Genomic DNA, 17875 nt, shown 5'->3' with positions numbered 1-17875 from the left:
GCCCGGCGAACGCAGGCTCCGCATGCCGGTCACGGGGCCCTACGTCGATCAGGGGTGAGGGCCTCGGGCGAGTACCGGCCGTCGTCCCCTCCCGCCCCGAGGACGGAGGCCCCGGAGAGAGGCTGTGCCCGGGAGTCCGGGTGAGGGTCGGTGCCCGGGAATGACGAAAGGCTTTCCCGCGTGAGCGGAAAAGCCTTTCGTCAACGGCGATACCGTAAGTGCGCCGCCAGGGACTCGAACCCCGGACCCGCTGATTAAGAGTCAGCTGCTCTAACCAACTGAGCTAGCGGCGCCCGACGGGAAAGACATTAGCATCCGGATCCCGCTGGGCGAAAATCGATAAGGCTCGGCACGGAGCGAGGACCGGCAGGTGGGCCCGGCCGCGCCGTCCCTCGCCGCCCTCGCCGGGCCCGCGGACCGCGCGCAGGCAGGCCCACAGCAGCGCCTCGCCGCCGGGCAGCCAGGGGTGCCGTACATCGGGGGCGACCAGCCAGCGGGAGGCGGCGGGCCGGTCCGGCGGAGCCGCGCGGGGCCCGGCCGCGGGCGCCTCGATCCCGTACGCCGCGCCGCTGCCGTACGGGTCCCGGTCCCGGGTGCCGTACGGGCCTCCGTGCGCGTAGGCGTTCCCGTACCCGTCTCCCTTCCCGTACGCGTCTCCGTGCCCGCAGGGGCCTCCGCTGTCGCAGGGGGCCGGGCTCCCGCAGAGGCCCGCGCTCCCGCGGGGGGCCGTGTACGCGGCCGGGGCGCCGGGGCCGCCCGCCGGCGCGGCCCGCGGCGGCACGGGCGGCGGCACCGTCACCGTGTCCCCGGCGCCGTGGAACAGCAGTGGCGGAACGGCAGGGCCGCGTGCTCGCCGCTCCTCCCGCTCCGCTTCCCGGGCCTCCCGCTTCAGGGCCGCGTCTCGCTCCAGCGGCTCCGGCTCCGGCAGTTCCGGCTCCGGCAGTTCCGGCTCCGGCAGTTCCGGCTCCGGCAGTTCGGGCTCCAGCGGCTCCGGTATCCGGATCTCCGGCTTCTGGTTCTCCCGGGCGAGCGGCTCCCGTGCGTGCGCCTCCCGTACCTGGGCCTCCCGTGCGTGCGCCTCCCGTACCTGGGCCTGCCGTGCGTGCGGCTCCCGTTCCTGGGCCTCCCGGTCCTGGGCCGGCCGCGCTTGTCGGTCGAGCAGCGCGGGCAGCAGTCGCGCGGTGCCGGGCGCGGTGAACAGCAGCATCCGTCCCCGGTGCACCGCCACCGGACCGGTGCCCGGGCCGTCGCTCCACAGCCGGTCCGCCATCCGGCGGCCGAACACGGCGGGGGCGCTGACCACGTCGAACGCCGTGCCGCAGGGCAGCGCGGCCGGGGTGCCGGGGCACTCCGCCCAGCGGGCCAGGGTCCGGTGCGGGGCCGGGGTGGCGGAGGCGAGCCAGGCCGCTCCCGCCTCGGTGGGCCGTGCGGCGGTGTGGTGACTGTCGGCCCCGGTGACCGGGTCGACGGAGGCGGGGGGCCGGAACAGGGCGAAACGCGTGGGAGCGTCGGGATACGGCTGCCAGTGGTCCATGAGAAAGGGATAATGGCACCACCGCGGAACATGCGGGCTCTTGTCGGAAATCTGTACGGCAGTGTGGGCGGTGGCGTACCTTACGGGCGCTCGGGGGCGCATCCCGCCCGACAAAGACGCGCGGGCGCATCAGGGCCGGGCCCGGTGCTCCGCCGACACGGATCGCCGGGCTGCCCCGGGCCGCTCCGGCAGTCCACGGGACCCGGGTCGCGAGCCCTCGCTTTCACTTCCGCCCCCGCGCTGCCTCGCCCTGCCCCGTCTCGCGCTGCCCAGCCCCGCGCTGCCCAGCGCCGTGCCGTCCGTGCCGGCCGGGTCCGGCCGCGTCCGGTCGGTCTCCCGAACCGCCATGGACGTCCCGGACCACCCCGCAGCTGCGCCGGACCGTACAGCCTGCGCCGGGCCGTACCAGCCCTGTGCCGGGCCCGTACGAGAGCCGTGCAGGAGCACCGGTCCTGTGAGCCGGAACTGCGCCGGGCCTGCGAACCGGGCCGGGGCAGGGACGAGCCGAGCCCGTGAGCCGGGCCCGGGCCGCCGTTCCTGCGCCGGGCGGTCCGCGCCGGCCGTCCGCACCGCTCTCCGGATCCGTCGTCCCGCCCGCGGCCCCGCCCGCCCGTCTCCGCCGCGGTCGGCGAGATACGGCCGGGCGAGCCGCCGTCAACCAGCCGCCGTCACCGAGGTGTGGGCAGCGATCCCCCGTCAACGAGCTGTCGTCAGTGGTCAACGAGGTGTGGTCAGGGAGGTGTGGTCTACGAGGTGTGGTCTACGAGGTGTGGTCAATGAGGTGTCGAGCCGCTGTTGCGGAGCAGGTCGCGACCGAATTCGATCATTTTCTTGGCGTAGTCCTCGGTCCACTCCGCGCGCGCCGCGATCGCCGACTCCGGCAGCCGGTCGAACCGCTTGGGGTCGGCCAGCTGCGCCGCCGCGATCGCCTGGAACTCCGTCGCCCGGTCGGCGGCCTCGCGGAACGCGAGAGTCAGCTCCGTGGACCGGTCCAGCAGGTCTCGCGGGTCCTCGATGGACTCGAGGTCGAAGAAGTGCTCCGGGTCCGCGACGGCCTCCGGCGGCTCGAAGAGCAGCGCCGCGGGCTTGTGCGGCCGCGGCGGTTCGCGGCGCCCGCGGGGATCGGGAGCCGATTGCGGCTCGGTCATGAACGTGCCTCCCGGCAGTTGGTGCGATCGGACGGTGTCCCGTTCGGGCTCGCGCCCGTCCTCCTCGGGAACCCGTACTCCTGCTGATCGGTGGATGCCGCATTCCATTGTCCCGTGTGCCGCAAGAGGGCGCCGTGGCCTCCGCTCACGGCCCCGGGCGGCCGTGTCCCGCACCGGCCGCGGGCGACGGAGTCCACCGCCGCCCCGGGACGGCCGAGTCCCCGCCGGTCCGGACAACGGAGTCCTCGCCGGTCCGGACAACGCGGCCTGCCGGTCCGGACGGCGGAGTACCCGCCGGGGCCCCGGGCGGCGGTGTCCGCGTCACGGGCCGGGCCGCGGTCCGCCCCGTCACGGCTCCCAGCTCACCCGGTGCTCCGCGAGATGCGACAGCACCGCGTGGTTGGCCTCCCATCCGTCGGGAAACTTCACGGTCACCCCCAGTTGTACGGGCTCGGTCGAAGGATGCTCGTCGAGCAGCTCCGCCACACCTGCCCGGCACACCACGATGCACGCGTGCCGGTGCCGCGAGGCCAGCACGCACAGCCGGCCCGTCTCCAGGTGGAACGCCGTCGCGTCGGGCCGGCCCGACAGCGGGTGCAGCACCACGGTCACGTCGAACTCACGGCCCTGGAGCCGGTTCGCCGTGTCCACCGCGACGCCGGACACCCCGAGGCCGTCCAGCGCCGCCCGGACCGCCGCCGCCTGGTCGCGGTGCGCGGTGCCCACCGCGATCCGGTCCGCCGTGAGCGGAGCCGGCTCCGCCGACCGCTCGTCCGACGTCACGCCGCCCCGGTCCAGCAGCCGGCGCACGACCGCGGCGACGGCCGACACCGCCTCGGGGTCGGTGCGCGGGGTGTGCCGCGCGGGCAGCTCCAGCAGGCCCCAGCCCGATGCCGCCGCCTCGTCGAGCACCCGGTCCGCGGCCGAGCCGTCCGGGGCCGCGCCGAACGACAGCCGCCGGTCGCCCGGCCCGGTGCCGCTGCGGAACGGCGTGTACGGATAGAACGCGCCGGAGACCAGCGGCGCCGCCGAGGCAGGCAGCCGCCAGGACACCGGCAGCCGGTGTTGCGGCAGCTCCGGGTTGTGCGCGAGCAGCGTCGTCACGGCGCTCGCCGACGGGTCGTACGACAGCCCCGCCCACTGGTCCGCGCCCACCACGCTGAAGGGATCGAGCTGGCCCGGGTCGCCGACGAAGAGCGCCCGCTCGAAGAGCCCCGCGACGGCCAGCAGCGCGTCCGAGCGCATCTGGTACGCCTCGTCGACGATCGCGTGCTGCCACGGACCGGCGTTCTTGACGTGCGCCCACTTCGCGGCGGTCGAGACGACCACGTCCATGCCCGCCAGGTCCGCGGCCCTGGCCGACTTCCGGACCGCCGGGTGCCGGTCCAGCACCTTGTCGTACGGATCGGAGTCGCTGCTGTGCAGCCGGCCGACCGGGAGATCCGGATCGGCGGTCGCCAGCCGGTCCACCAGGTCGTCCACCTGGGCGTTGGTCTGCGCGACCACCATCAGCGGGCGTCCGGCGGCGGCCAGCTCGCGGGCCGCGCGCACCACGAGCGTCGACTTCCCGGCGCCGGGCGGGGAGTCCACGACGACGCCGCGGTGCGGGCCGTGCAGGGTGTCGTGCAGGATGGCCCCGGTGGCGCGCGAGGCGGCCTCACCGGGGTCGAAACCGGCGGTACGGGGCTGGGCCGTCGTGGTCATGCCGCCGCTCCCGGTCCGGTCGGCGCCGTACGGGTTCGCGTCCCTCCGGCGGGCGCCGCTCGGGCCGAGGTTTTTCCGGCAGGAGTCCTTCCGGCCGGGGTTCTTCGGGCCGAAGCCGTTCCGGCCGGGGTCCTTCCGGCCGGGGTCCTCCCGGCCGAAGCCGTTCCGGTCCGCGCCCGCCGGCTCCCGGTCTCAGGTGTTCCGGTCCCGGTGGGTGCCGTGCGGCGGCCGGTCCGCGTCCCTCGGCCGCCGGTCGGCGGCGGGGCGGTGGCGGCCGTGGAGTCGGGCGTCACAGGAAGTCCTCCGGAGTCATCGGGTCCGGGCTGGTGTCGAGAACGGTGGGGCGGACGCCGGAACGGGCCCGGGGGCCGGCAGCGCCGCCCGCTCCGGCGGCCCCGGAGTCGTCCGGCGGCCCGGTGTGCCCGGGACGGCCGCCGTCCGCCGCGGGGATGTCCCGAGCCAGGAAATCCGGCGCGGGGGCGGCATGGGCCGAGGGGCCTTGGTCCGAGGCGCCCGGGGCGGGCGTGTCCGGGGCTGCGGTGCCCGGGGCCGTGGCGCCCCGGACTGCGGCGCCCGGTGCGGGTGCGACGGCCTGTGGTGCGGCGGTCTGCGGTGCGACGGCCTGCGGTGTGGTGGCTTGCGGTGCGGGGACTTGCGGTTCGGCGGTATGCGGTGCGGCCGTCCGCGGTGCCGTGGTGTCCGCCGTGGAGGTGTCCGTGGCGTCCGCCGCCGAGGTGCCCCGGCGCACGGTGGCGTCCGGGCCGGCCGCCACCGGCGGACCGCCGTGGGTCCACGGGGTCCGCTCCGGATCCGGCAGGTCCGGGCCGCCGCGCGGCGCGTGCTCGAAGAGCGTCCAGCACACCCGGTCACCCGGCCCCGGCACCGAACCCGGCTCCGGGACCTTGCCCCGGCCCATGCCGCCGGTCAGCCGGATCACGACACCTTCCGGCGTCCGGGCCACGAACTCCGCCGGCTGCGTCCTGCCGTCCTCCACGGCCCGGTACACCTTCGCCCGCTCGGCGAGATGCGGCCGGTCGTCCGTACGGATCGTCACCAGCGGGCGCGGCATCGGGCGCTTGCCCTCGGAGTACGCCATCTCCACCTCGGTCACCTCGCCCGCGAACGCCTCCCCGGCCAGCCGCCGCGCCGCCATCACCAGCGGATCGTCGAGCGCCTCCTGCGCGTCCAGCTGCGCCTGAGCGGTCTCCCGGCTCGCCAGCTTCTGGGCCGCGGTCACCGCGTCGTCCCGCCTCGGCTGCGGCGGCTCGCCCGCGCGGACCCGGTCCCGGTGACCCGTGTACGACCAGCGGTCGCGCTTCCAGCGGTCGGCGACATGCCCGCCGGGCGGCAGCGCGCGCAGCAGATCGATCCCGCGCCACACGGCCTCCCAGGTCGGCCCGAGCCGGCTCGCGAGCAGTTCCCGGATCTCCTCCTCGGCCGCTGCCAGGTCACGCCGGGCGTTCCGCAGCCGCGCCTCGTCGACACCGCCGTCCCGGCCGGGCAGCATGCCGCCGTCCCGGCCGGGTGCCACGCCACCGTCCCGGCCCGGCAGCACGCCCCCGTCCTCGCCGGGCAGCACGCCGCCGTCCTCCCCGGGCGGCACGTATCCGTCCCCGGAGGCGCGCGCTTCCGGCACGCGGGGATCGTTTCCGGCCGCCGCGCGGATCTCCGCCCGCGCCCGGTCGTAGCGCGACATGGCCGGGGCCAGCAGCTTGTTGTCGAACACCGGGTCCGTCGCGGGCCCGGCAGGCGGGCAGAGCAGCATCCCGTCCGGGCCGCGCTCCAGCTCCGCCCGCAGCGCCGCGGCGGCCCCGGTCTCGCCCTCCGGCGGGTCGATCCAGCCCAGCAGGGCCCCCAGGTGCTGGTCCTCGGCGGCACTCTGCCCCGTCGTCCAGTGCCGGCTGAGCAGCCCGGTCATCGACAGCAGCAGCGAAGCGCCGGGAACGCGCGCCCGCTCGCCGTAATGCGTCAGCCAACGCCCCAGCAGCGGCACCCGCGCGGGCGCCGGGTAGGGCGTGTCCGGGTCCTCCTCGGCGGTCCGCCGGAACCGCATGGAGCGGCCCAGCAGCCGTACGAACGAGACGCCCGCTCCGCTCGGCACCAGCAACTGCGGCGCGTCGGCGCACAGCTCGACCTCGACCGGCACCTTCTTGCCGGTCTCCGGGTCGGTCTCCTTGCGCTCCTCGGTCCCGACGTCGTCCGCGTACCCGTCGATGTACGGCAGCAGGATCTCGGCCAGCTCCGCGAGAAACGCGAACCGCAGGTCCCGGTCGCGCGGCTGCGGTACGACCAGCAGGCGCGGGGCCTCCCGGTCGGTGCCGACCAGGGCACCGAGCGGCGCACCCGTCTCACCCGCGGTCGTCAACGGTACGAAGACCATCGGACGGTCCGACAGATGCCGGTGCCGCACGGTGGCTCCCGGCTGCGCCCGGCCCGAGGCCACCGCCTCCATCCGGGCGAGAGTGGAGATCAGCGACACGAGCCCTCCCGAGGGGTGGTCCCGGCACGACCGGATTCCCGGGGGCCACCGGATTCCCGGGGGCCTCCGGACCGGCCGGCCTCGGCGGGGTCGGCAGCCTCAGCAGGGCCGGCAGCGTCAGCGGGATCGGCGGCCGCGCCTGCCCCTCCCGGGCCGTCGACCCCACCGAAGCCGTCCGGTGCACCGAAGCCGTCCGGTGAACCGGGGCCGCCGGTCATCCGTCCGGGGACGCCGGTCCGTCCGGAGCCGTCAGCCTGTCCCGGACCGTCCGCTTCTCCCGGGTGTTCGGCCCGGCCGGGCCCGTGCGGTTCACCGGAGACGTCGGCCGGAGAGGGCCCGCGCGGCTCTCCGGGCCGTCGTGCGCCCGGGGGACCTCCTGTCTCCCCGGGACCTCCCGTGTCCCCGGGACCTCCCGTGTCTCCGGGACCTCCAGGGACTCCAGCACCTCCAGGGACTCCGGCACCCCCCGGGGTTCCGGGACCTCCCGGGGCTACGGAATTGCCGGTCCCCCCGGTGTTCCGCAGTGCCTCGGCGCGGAGGGCCGCCGCCCGGCGCAGCGCCGCGACGGTCGGGTCCGAGGGGTCGCCGCCCGCTCCGAGTGCCGCGTCCAGCACGCTCTCGACCGTCGTCAGCCCGCCCAGTTCGCCGCGGACCCCGCGCCCCAGCGCCTCCACCGCGCCCGCCTCGCGGGACCGGTTGCGGCAGTGGAAGGCCAGCTCGCAGGCGGCCAGGCAGTCGGGGGAGTAGGTGGCGCGGACCGACTCGACGGCGGCCGTCAACTCCTCCGCGGGCCGGGTCGGGGTGCGCCCGTCGTCCGCGAGCCGCAGGTCGAAGGTGGTGCCCTCGGGCAGGGCGGCGGCGATCTCCTCGATCCGGGTCAGCCGGTCCAGCTGGCGCCGGGTGACGGCGAGCTGTTTCCGTACGTCGACCGGTTCGGCCGTCGGCAGGTTGGAGAAGTCCTTCGGGCACACGAGCAGCACGGTGGGCCGCACCCGTTCCGGGCCCCGGGGCCCGGAACCCGGCTCCGGCTCCGGCTCCGGCTCCGGAAGTTCATCCGGCTCAGGGCCCCCTGCCTGCGCCGGTTCCCCCGCCGGTGCCGGAATCGCCGCCCGTGCCGAGGCCGTCGCCGGAACCAGCGCATCCCGCGCATCCCGCGCATCCCGCGCAGCCCCGTCGTCCCCGGCCGCGGCGTCCTCGTTCCCGTCGTCCACGGCCGCCGCCTCCGCCGCGGTGCCGTCCCCGGAACCGTCCACGGCAGCGGCCAGCTCCCGCAGTGCCAGGACGTACACCGCCGCCTGACGGGCCGCCGCGCCCACCTTCGCCGGGTCCGCCGCGCCGTCCAACACCGGGAACGACTTGATCTCCACCACCGTGCAGCTGCCGTCCGGGTGCACCGCGACCGCGTCCGGCTCCAGATACGCCGGGGAACCGGCCACGTCGAGCCGCAGCATCGGGTGGAACAGCAGCGACCACGCCCCGGCGGCGAAGGCGTCCTCCAGCGCGAGCCGGGTGCGGGCCGTGCGGCCCTCGGGGCCCGGCGCGGACAGGTCCGGGACCAGCACCTCTCCCGGATCGGGCGGTGCGGGGGCCGCGGGGCCGCCGAGCCCTTCGTGCAGCAGACGGATCAGTTCGGCACCGCCGTCGGACCGGACGCGCGCCTCGAAGGCGTTGCCCCGGACGAAGGCGAACTGGGACTGTCCGAAGGTGGTCGGGGCGCCGAGCGCCCGTGCGAGCGCGGCCTTGTCCACTCCGGCGCCGTCGAGCAGCGCGCGGCGGCGGCAGCCCGGGTTGGCCGCCAGGGCGGCCAGCGCCCGGGCGTCGAGCGGCTGCGGCTCCGCGGAGGGGCCGCGCAGCTCAGCGAGCCGCTGCCGGAGCGCCGTCGTCCGCCGTGGCGGGGTTTGGGGCGACGGCTGCTCCGGGGCTTCCTTCGCGGTCCGGCTGTCGAGGGATCCGTTCACCCGGCGAAGTCTCGCATCCCGCGCCGACAACTGTGGAAGACCTGCTTCCGGAGCGGCCCCCGGCGGACGCGGTGGCCGCGGCGCGCCCGGACGTTCCGGCGGACGCGGACGCTCCTGCGGCCTCGGCCCTCCCGGCACCCGCGGCAATCCGGGATCCCCCGGCGGACGCGGTGGCCGCGGCGCGCCCGGACGCTCCTGCGGCCTCGGCCCTCCCGGCACCCGCGGCAACCCGGGATCCCCCGGCGGACACGGCACCCCCGGACTCCCCTGCGGACGCGGTGGCCCCGGTGATCCCGCAGGAGCCGCCGTCCGCGGTGCTCCCGGCTCCCACGGAGACCGCCCGGCGGACCGGCTCCCGGTCCCGCACCGGTGCCCCGCCCCGTACGGGCTCCCGGTCCCGTACCGGCGCATCGTCCGGTGCCGGTGCCGGTGCCGGTGCCGGTGCCGGTGCCGGTGCCCCGCCCCGTACGGGCGCCCCGTCCCGCACCGGCGCCCGGTCCGGCGCCCGCGCCCCCTCCCGTGCGCGTGCCCCCGCGAACCGCTCCCGCGCCCGGTCCGCCAGTCGCAGCAGCGGGCGGACCAGCAGCAGCCCGAGCGCCATGACGGCCACCCCGCCGACCACGTCGAGGAAGTAGTGGTTCGCCGTGCCCATCACCACCAGCGAGGTCAGCAGCGGATACGCCACGCCGGCGGCCCTGGCCAGCGGTCCCCGGCCGTACCGCCACAGCACCACCCCGCACCACAGCGCCCAGCCGACGTGCAGGCTCGGCATGGCCGCGAACTGGTTCGTCAGCGAGCCCATCCCGCGCGGCACACTCGCGGCACCGCCCCACCAGCCGTACGAGGCGTACTGGGCCATCGTGTCGACGAAACCGTGTCCGGCGTCGAGGAGCCGCGGCGGGCACACCGGGTAGAGGGCGAAACCGATCAGGGCGAGCACCGAGGAGACCAGCAGCCAGGTGCGGGCGGCCCGGTAGCGCGCGGGGCGCCGGTGCCACAGCCACAGCATGAGCAGGACCGTCATCAGGTAGTGCAGCGAGGCGTAGAAGAAGTCGGCGGGCACACCGATCAGCGGCTGCTCCGTGAAGAGCCGGTTGAGCGGGCTCTCCGCGTCCAGGTGCAGCGTCCGCTCCAGCGCGAGGATGTCCAGGCCGTTCCGCACGGCCCGGTCCTCACTGCCGGCCACCACGATCCGGACCGCCCAGTAGCCGACGTACAGCAGTGCGAGCAGGGGCAGCTCGGTCCACCAGCGGAGCCGTCGGGAGCCGTGGCGGGTCGTGTGTGCCCCCGTGGGCACGGAATCGGGCATCCGGAAACTCTCCCCCGTGAATGGACGGCCGGGCACGCGCGCGGTCAACCGTACGGTGCACGGGAAACCGTCCGTACACCCGCTCCCCGGTAGCCGGCCATCCCCTGTTCGGACGCCGTTCCCGGTCGGTCGCGCGAGCGGGAAGACGCCGGGAAGCCCTCGCGAGTTGCCCCGGCTCTTCCCGGGCGCGCGCCCCTGACCGGGGGCAACGGTGCCGCGCGGCCCGCCCCCGGCGGTCGTCCGGCACCGGCGTGGGCGATGATGGGCACGGCGCGCACGCCCGGGTCACCGGCGTGTTCCGCCCAGCACACCGCACCCCCGCGAGAGGTCCGTTCATGGCACCGCGCATTCTGCTGGCCCGGCACGGCCAGACGGAGTGGTCGCTCACCGGCAAGCACACCGGCCGCACCGACATCCCGCTCCTCGACGAGGGCCGGCGGGACGCCCGGCTGCTCGGCGAGCGGCTGCGCCGGCCCCCGTTCGACGGACTCCCCGGGGCGGAGGTCCGCACCAGCCCGCTGTCCCGCGCGGCGGAGACCTGCGAGCTGGCGGGCTTCGGCGACCGGGCCGAGGAGTGGGACGTCCTGATGGAGTGGGACTACGGCGCCTACGAGGGACTGCCCACGCCGGAGATCCAGGAGCGCCGGCCCGGCTGGCTCATCTGGCGCGACGGGGTGCCCGGGGGCGAGACGATCGCCCAGCTCGCGAAGCGGGCCGACGCGGTGATCGAGTGGGCGCGCTCGGCGGACCGGGACGTGCTGCTGTTCGCGCACGGGCACATCCTGCGCACCCTCGCCGCCCGCTGGCTCGGCGAGGAGGTGGCGTTCGCGTCCCGGCTGAAGCTGGCACCGGCTTCGCTGTCGGTGCTGGGATGGGCGTACGGGGAGCCGGCCGTCGAGTCCTGGAACGAGACGGGGCACCTGGCCGGCTGAGACCGCGACGCGGCGGCCGCGGCTGCCCGTTGCCTGCCGCGGCCGCCCGTTGCCTGCCGCGGCCGCCCGTTGCGGCCGGGGCCGCCCGGGCGCCCGCCGCACGCGTGTCGGGCATCCGCCGCACGCGTGTCAGGCGCCCGCGGTGCCCGGCGGTGGTTCCACCCGGGACAGGAACTCCGCGACCGGTGCCGTGCGGCGGTGCGGGAGCAGGGTGCGGGCCGTGTCGTCGAGCATGGCCCGGACCCGCGCCGACTCGACGTCGCCCAGCAGCCCGAGGACCCGCAGCCCGGCCGCCGCCGCCTCGTCCACGACCCCTTCCCGCGCCAGGTCGCCCGCGAGTTCGGCCGTGAACAAGGCGGTGTTCCGCGCGAAATGCGGATCCTGGAGCGCCGCCGCGCGCCGGGCGTGCCGCGCCGCGCGCGCCCAGTCGCCGAGCGCCGCCCAGCACTGCGACTCAAGGCCCTCCAGCTCCGCCTCGCCGAAGAACGACATCCACTCCGGGTCGGCGGCCGACGGCCCGCGGGCGAAGAGGGTGTGGGCACGCAGCAGCGCCCCCTGGCAGGCCGTACGGTCGCCGAGGCCCGCCCAGCCGCCCGCCTCGCGCAGGGCGAGCAGCGACAGCAACCGGTGGGAGGCCAGCCGACGGGCCGCGCGCTGCGCCGCCTGCGCCGCCCGCACCGCCTCCCGCGGCCGGCCCGCGTCCCGGGCGAGGAACGCGGTGTTGCAGAAGGCGTGCGCCTCCAGCGCCGCGTCACCCGAGACGCGCGCGGTCGCGAGAGCCTCCGCGTAGTGCGAGCGGGCATCGGCGAACCGGCCCGAGTCGTGTGCCAGCCAGCCCACCGACAACGCGAGTTCGCCGACGCCGGCGTGCAGCCGGTCGTTGGTCGACTGGCGTTCGGCCCCGGCGTCGAGCAGGGCGTACGCCCCGCGCAGCGGCCCGGCGGCGCGCCGGTAGAGCCCGTCCGCGCCGTGCCGGTCGTCGAGCAACCGGATCCGGCGTACGGCGTCCTCGACGGCGGCCGCGTCGGCGGCGGCGGCGCGTCGGCGGGGGCGGTCGGCGGCGATCGGCCCCAGGGAGGCGGTCGCCAGGGCGGCGGTGCCGCCGGTCATGAATGCGCGACGCAGCACGTCGCTCTCCTCGTGGATCTCGGCAAGCAGGGGTGGTTCGGCTTCGTGCGCCCGCGCGACCGGAGCCCCGCGCGCCCCCCGGCCGCGCACCGACTCCCTGGGGGAGAAGCCCATGTCGCCGAGCGTGCGCCCGGGGAACATGTGCCGGAACACCCGCTCGTACGCGTAGTTGGGGCAGCGGATCTCACCGGACTCGACGCGCCCGATGTAACGGGCGTCGCACGAGACCTGCTCGCCGATCTCGCGGGCGGCACGACGTACCGCCGCGGCGAACTCGCCCGGGGACAGCGAGCCGCGCAGCTCCCGGAAGGCCGTGTTCGGCCGTGGCTCGGAGCGGGTCCGGACGGCCGGCGGGGACGTCGGCCGAGACGCTGGTGGCGGCACCATGGCAAGCCCTCTCCGAAGACGGTGCTGCCCGCTGGGGGGCGGAGATCCTGCTGCCGACGGTGCGGTCGAGACGGTGCGTCGGCGGGCACGACCGTACTCCTCGTGACGGGGCGGACACACAGGGTTTGCCTACAAACCGGATATCTCACCCGCGTTCCGCCATGAAGTGCCATCCTTTACGGCGGTCCTCCGCCGTTGCCGTTGACGCCCGCGTTCCGTTGAACCCTGTGCAGAGGAGCGACGCGGCTCCCCGACGGCGGAGGTGTTTCCCTTGTTGAAGGCCGGCATGGACATCAGCGGCTCGCGGACGGGCCGGACCGTCGAGCGCGACCTCGTCACCGTGCCCGCCCGGCAGGGCCTGGAGGCGGTGGACATCCTGCGCCGGGGCATCGGCCCCGGGGTGTGCGGATCGGCCCCGGCCGTCGGCCCCGTCCTGCACGACGGCAGTTGCGACACCCTGGGGTTTCTGGTTCCGGCCGGTACGGCGGAGCGCTGGAACCTGCCGGGCAGCGCCTGCACGCGCACGCTCGGGCTCGGGGGCTGTACGGCCGCCGGTGCCGGTGAACCTCCCGTGGCCGGCACCGGCTGGCTGGTACCGCCGGAAGGGGCCGCCGCCGTCACCGACCCGGCCGTGCTGCGGGCGGCGCTGGACGAGGCGGCCCGGATGATCGAGGTCCTGGACCGCTGCCGCTGACGCGGCGGTCCGGGCGGCGCGGCCGATGAGTGCGGAAACCTTTCTGCTGTGTGCCGGGGCGGCTGGGCGGCGAGGGCGGCTGGGCGGCGAGGGCGAAGGTGACGGGAACGGCCGGGAACGGCCGGATCACAGGGGGCGCTGGGTGCGCGGGGTGCTGGTGCGCAGGGGTGCTGGGGTCATGCGGAGGCGTCGCCGGCCGCCGACGGCTCCGATCGCCGACGGCTCTGATCGCCGACGCCTCCGGTCGCCGACGCCTCCGGTTGGCAAACGCCTCCGGTTGGCAACGGCTCCGGCTGCCCGCGCCTTCGACCGTCCGCGCCTGCTGGTCGTCCCGTATAGCCGGAGCCCGCTCGCGCCGCCGGTCGCCCGGTGTCACCGGTCACCTCGTATCCCGGGCGCCCCGGGCAAAGGCCGACCGGGGGCGGCGGTTGCCCCGGGCCTCCGGCCGTCCCCGGGTTCGACCGCCGTCCCCGGTCAGCGGCGGGCGCCGCGCGCGGGTGCGCTGCGGAGAGGAGTCCGGCGCCGCGCGATACTGACCCCATGGCGAAAGGCAAGGCCAAGGGCCGCGGCGGCGGGCGGGCGCGGAGCGCGGAGCAGATCCGGGAGCCCGTGGACGGCGGACTGGCGGAACTGGTGCCCGACCGGGAGCGGCCCCGGGCGTGGACGCTGCTCGTCGACGGTGCGCCGCAGTCGCACGTCGACCTCGACGACCCGGCCCGTCTCGACTTCGCCTACCAGCGCAGGCTCGGCCACATCGCCGATCTCGCGGCACCCCCGGGCAGCCCCCTGCGCGTTGTCCACCTGGGCGGCGGGGCGTTCACCCTCGCCCGGTACGTCGCCGCGACCAGGCCCCGCTCCACCCAGCAGATCGCCGAACTCGACGCCGCGCTCGTCGCCCTCGTACGGCGTGAACTCCCCCTGGACAGCGGCTGGCGCATCCGGGTGCGCGGCGGTGATGCCCGCGCGGTGCTCGGCAGGATCCCCGACGGCTGGGCGGACCTGGTCATCGCCGACGTGTTCGGCGGGGCGCGCACGCCCGCGCATCTCACCAGCGCCGAGTTCGCGGCCGACGCCCGGCGCGTGCTGCGTCCCGGCGGCTGGTACGCGGCGAACCTCACCGACGGCCCGCCGCTCGCCCATCTCCGGGCCCAAGTGGCCACCGTGCGCTCGGTCTTCCCGGAGCTGTGCCTCGCCGCGGACCCGGCGGTGCTGCGCGGCAAGCGGTTCGGGAACGCCGTGCTGCTCGCCGCCGACGGCCCGTTGCCGTTCGCGGAGCTGACACGCAGGGTCGCGACCGATCCGCACCCCGGCCGGGTCGAACACGGGCGCGGCCTCGCCGACTTCACGGGCGGCGCCGCTCCCGTGGCCGACGCGACGGCGCAGCCGTCACCGGCCCCGCCGCCGGACGCCTTCGACTGACCCGCTCAGCCCTCCACCACCTGCACCGACGGCGGATGGCCGTTCCAGGTGCAGAACACGGACGTGGTCCGGTCGCCCGAGCTGAAGTCCACCCGGATCCACTCGCTCTGCTCCCAGACCTGCATCTGCCAGCCGGAGTCCGGTGTCGCGGAGACCAGGTCGGCCGACGCCTCGCCGAGGTCCAGCACGACGCGTCCGCCCGCAGCCGTATAGCTCTTCACCTGGCCGGACGTGGCGGGCGTGGTCTCGGGGGCGGGCTTCTCCGCGGACGGCCGGGGCTCCGGCTCGCGCGGTGTGCCGGCGGACTTCCCGGGGGTCTCGTCCGCGGGCGGCGAGGAGGTCGGGTCCGGGTCCGGCCTGGGACGGCTGGTGGAGGAGGCGCGCGGGTCGCCGGCGCTCTCCGTGCCGGTGCCGTTCCCCGTCTCGTCGGCGGTGACGGTCAGCGCGCGCGGCCGGTCGTACGCCGTGCCCGCGAGCACGGTGTGGACGCCCCACCACGACAGCGTGACGGCCGCGCCGGTGGCGAGCAGCCAGGCCGCGGCGTGCAGCAGTCCTCGTCGCATCGGCACATAGTGCCTCATGCGCCCAGCCGGGGCAGCAGGCCGGGGGAAGAAACGGCCGATGTCACTCCGTCACGGACCGGACCGGGCGGCACCGTGGTCCCGGACCGGATCTCGCTCCGGTCCGGACCAACGGGCCCGCACCGGGCGACGGTCCGCACCCGGATGGCGTACGGTGCCGTCCCATGGCACGTGTGCTCGTGGTCGAGGACGACCAGTTCGTACGCTCCGCCCTCATCCGGCATCTGACCGACGCCTCCCATACGGTGCGGAGTGTCGGCACGGCGCTGGAGGCACTGCGCGAGGTGGCCCAGGTCGGCTTCGACGTCGTCATCCTCGACCTCGGACTCCCGGATCTGGACGGGGCCGAGGCGCTGAAGATGCTGCGCGGCATCACCGATGTCCCGGTGATCATCGCCACCGCCCGGGACGACGAGGCGGAGATCGTCCGGCTGCTCAACGACGGCGCCGACGACTATCTGACGAAACCGTTCTCCGTCGAGCATCTCTCCGCGCGGATGGCCGCCGTGCTGCGCCGGTCGCGCGCCGCGGGCACCGCCGCCGCGCCCTCCCGCGAACTGCGCGTCGGCGGCCTGAGCGTCGACCCGCTGCGCCGCCGGGCGGAGCTGGACGGCGTTCAGCTCGACCTGACCCGGCGGGAGTTCGACCTGCTCGCCTTTCTCGCGGGACGGCCCGGTGAGGTCGTGGCCCGCAGGGAACTGCTGGCCGAGGTGTGGCAGCAGAGCTACGGCGACGACCAGACCATCGACGTCCATCTGTCCTGGCTGCGGCGCAAGCTCGGCGAGACGGCCGCCTCACCCCGCTATCTGCACACTCTGCGGGGTGTGGGCGTGAAGCTGGAACCGCCGCGGTGAGCGGCGGCACCCGCGGGGGCGTGCGCGGCCGGACGGGGCGGTGCGCATGAGGTGGGCGCTGGTGAAGGTGTGCCTGGCCGTCACCGCGATGGTGGTCGTCGCCTTCGCCGTGCCGCTGGGGCTCGTCGTCAAGGAGATGGCCCGCGACCGGGCCTTCTCCGACGCCGAGCGGCAGGCCGCCACCGTCGGCCCGGCGCTGGCCATCACCACCGACCGCACCAAGCTGGAGCGTGCCGTCGCCAGCACCGAGGCGGGCGCCGCCGGACGGATCGCCGTACACGTGCCGCCCGGTGCCGGGGACGGCGGGGACGGCCGCGGAGGCGGTGGAGACGGCGCCGGAGACGGTGGCGCCCGCGGGGAGGACGCCGGTGACGGCGCCGGGCGGGGCGCCGTCGAGATCGGGGAGCGGCACAGTACCGACGACGCGCTGGCGGAGGCGGGCAGGCTCGGCCGGGGCTCGATCTCCGCCGTGCCGGGCGGCTGGGCGCTGCTCCAGCCGACGGCCGTGGGCTCCGGGAAGACCGCGGTCGTCGAGGTGTTCGTACCGGAGAAGGACGTGACGAACGGGGTGACCACGGCCTGGCTGGTGCTCGCCGGTGTCGGACTGGCCCTGATCGTCGGCTCCGTCGCCGTCGCGGACCGGCTCGGCACCCGCATGGTGCGCCCCGCCGGCCGGCTTGCCGCGGCGGCCCAGGATCTGGGCGACGGCCGGCTCGCGACCAGGGTTCCCGAGGACGGGCCCGCCGAACTGCGCTCCGCGGCCGCGGCGTTCAACTCCATGGCCGACCAGGTCGTACGCCTCCTCGACAACGAGCGCGAACTGGCCGCCGACCTCTCCCACCGGCTGCGCACCCCGCTCACCGTGCTCCGGCTGAACGCCGCGTCCCTCGGTGACGGCCCGGCCGCCGACCAGACCCGGGCGGCCGTCGCCCAACTGGAGGGCGAGGTCGACCAGATCATCCGCACCGCCCGCGAGCAGCGGCCGCAGACCCGGGGGCAGGGCGGGGCGGCCGGCGGCTGTGACGCCTCGGAGGTGATCCGGGAGCGGATGGCGTTCTGGTCGGCGCTCGCCGAGGACGAGGACCGCACCGTGCGGCTCGCCGGAGTCGAACGGACCGTGCGCGTCCCCGTCGCCCGCCCCGAACTGGCCGCCGCCCTCGACGCGATGCTCGGCAACGTCTTCCGGCACACCGCCGAGGGCACCGCCTTCGCGGTCGACGTGCACCACGCCGAGGACGCCGTCATCGTGCTCGTCTCGGACGCCGGTCCCGGCATCGCCGACCCGGAGGCGGCGCTCCGCCGCGGCCACGGGGACGGCGGGCGCGGCTCCACCGGGCTGGGGCTGGACATCGTCCGCCGGGTCGCGGAGTCCACCGGCGGGGACGTGCGCATCGGGCGGTCGGTGCTCGGCGGCACGGAGGTCCGGATGTGGCTGGCGCTCGGCGGTCGCCGGCCGGACGGGGGCCGCCGGGTCGACCGGCTCATGCGCCGCGGGCGGGGCCGGAAGGGACCCGGCGTGCCGGCCTGAAGCCGTAACCGGACCGGACCGAAGCTGACCGGACCGAAGCTGACCGGAGCGGACGGCAGCGGACCGGACCGCGGACGGATCGCACCGGACCGCGGACGGACCGGAGCGGACCGGACGGAGCGGGCCGCAGGGGACAGGAGCCGACCGCAGCGGACCGCGGCGGACGGACCGGAGCGGAGGGGGAGCGGACCGGGGAGCGGACCGGAGTGGACCGCAGCGG

10 protein-coding genes, 1 tRNA gene and 4 pseudogenes are annotated in these 17875 nt (G+C 76.3%); 5 read left to right on the top strand and 10 right to left on the bottom strand.

Features of this window, described 5'->3' with window-relative positions:
• Positions 1-219 precede the first annotated feature (219 nt).
• From GCU69_RS21445 to GCU69_RS34805, 8 genes and pseudogenes are all read right to left on the bottom strand, one after another.
• A tRNA-Lys gene (locus GCU69_RS21445) sits at positions 220-293 on the bottom strand.
• An 860-nt stretch (positions 294-1153) separates the two neighbouring features.
• Positions 1154-1534, bottom strand: a pseudogene (locus GCU69_RS21440) (hypothetical protein); the annotation flags it as partial.
• A 773-nt stretch (positions 1535-2307) separates the two neighbouring features.
• A complete protein-coding gene (locus GCU69_RS21435) occupies positions 2308-2682 on the bottom strand; it encodes a hypothetical protein (RefSeq protein ID WP_098752041.1) in 375 nt (124 codons plus the stop codon).
• Positions 2683-3030: 348 nt separating this feature from the next.
• Entirely contained in the window at positions 3031-4386 is a 1356-nt protein-coding gene (locus GCU69_RS21430) for an AAA family ATPase (RefSeq protein WP_098752042.1), read from the bottom strand.
• 772 nt (positions 4387-5158) lie between these two features.
• A pseudogene (locus GCU69_RS33950) lies at positions 5159-6865 on the bottom strand (hypothetical protein); the annotation flags it as partial.
• Positions 6866-7650: 785 nt separating this feature from the next.
• Positions 7651-7860: pseudogene (locus GCU69_RS34815) on the bottom strand (hypothetical protein); the annotation flags it as partial.
• Between the two features lie 246 nt (positions 7861-8106).
• Positions 8107-8718 (bottom strand): annotated as a pseudogene (locus GCU69_RS34810) (hypothetical protein); the annotation flags it as partial.
• A gap of 1 nt (position 8719) precedes the next feature.
• Entirely contained in the window at positions 8720-10132 is a 1413-nt protein-coding gene (locus GCU69_RS34805; RefSeq protein WP_218037961.1) for a phosphatase PAP2 family protein, read from the bottom strand.
• A gap of 335 nt (positions 10133-10467) precedes the next feature.
• Between GCU69_RS34805 and GCU69_RS21405 the strand changes: the two genes are divergently transcribed.
• Positions 10468-11064 carry a histidine phosphatase family protein gene (locus tag GCU69_RS21405; RefSeq protein ID WP_156206920.1) on the top strand — a complete coding sequence of 199 codons (597 nt, stop codon included), beginning with the start codon at positions 10468-10470 and terminating at the stop codon, positions 11062-11064.
• 129 nt (positions 11065-11193) lie between these two features.
• Here the strand turns inward: GCU69_RS21405 and GCU69_RS21400 are convergent, their stop codons facing one another.
• On the bottom strand, positions 11194-12579 hold the full coding sequence (locus GCU69_RS21400) for a hypothetical protein (protein ID WP_098752027.1): 1386 nt from the start codon (positions 12577-12579) through the stop codon (positions 11194-11196).
• A 286-nt stretch (positions 12580-12865) separates the two neighbouring features.
• Between GCU69_RS21400 and GCU69_RS21395 the strand changes: the two genes are divergently transcribed.
• Entirely contained in the window at positions 12866-13273 is a 408-nt protein-coding gene (locus tag GCU69_RS21395) for a hypothetical protein (protein WP_156206922.1), read from the top strand.
• Positions 13274-13813: 540 nt separating this feature from the next.
• Positions 13814-14692: a spermidine synthase gene (locus GCU69_RS21390; RefSeq protein ID WP_156206919.1), complete on the top strand. Its 879-nt coding sequence runs from the start codon at positions 13814-13816 to the stop codon at positions 14690-14692.
• Between the two features lie 5 nt (positions 14693-14697).
• On the opposite strand, the gene GCU69_RS21385 is transcribed toward GCU69_RS21390, so the two are convergent.
• Positions 14698-15273 carry a hypothetical protein gene (locus GCU69_RS21385; protein ID WP_235978612.1) on the bottom strand — a complete coding sequence of 192 codons (576 nt, stop codon included), beginning with the start codon at positions 15271-15273 and terminating at the stop codon, positions 14698-14700.
• Between the two features lie 164 nt (positions 15274-15437).
• Here GCU69_RS21385 and GCU69_RS21380 point away from each other — a divergent pair, with 164 nt between their 5' ends.
• A complete protein-coding gene (locus GCU69_RS21380; RefSeq protein WP_098752024.1) occupies positions 15438-16127 on the top strand; it encodes a response regulator transcription factor in 690 nt (229 codons plus the stop codon).
• Between the two features lie 46 nt (positions 16128-16173).
• Positions 16174-17655, top strand: a complete 1482-nt coding sequence (locus GCU69_RS21375; RefSeq protein ID WP_098752023.1) for a HAMP domain-containing sensor histidine kinase — start codon at positions 16174-16176, stop codon at positions 17653-17655.
• The last annotated feature ends 220 nt before the right edge of the window (positions 17656-17875 follow it).

The sequence above is a fragment of the Streptomyces lycii genome (assembly GCF_009735685.1).
GTDB lineage: Bacteria > Actinomycetota > Actinomycetes > Streptomycetales > Streptomycetaceae > Streptomyces > Streptomyces lycii.
The sequence above is the reverse complement of the archived record's forward strand: the minus strand, read 5'-3'. Positions and strand labels throughout refer to the sequence as shown.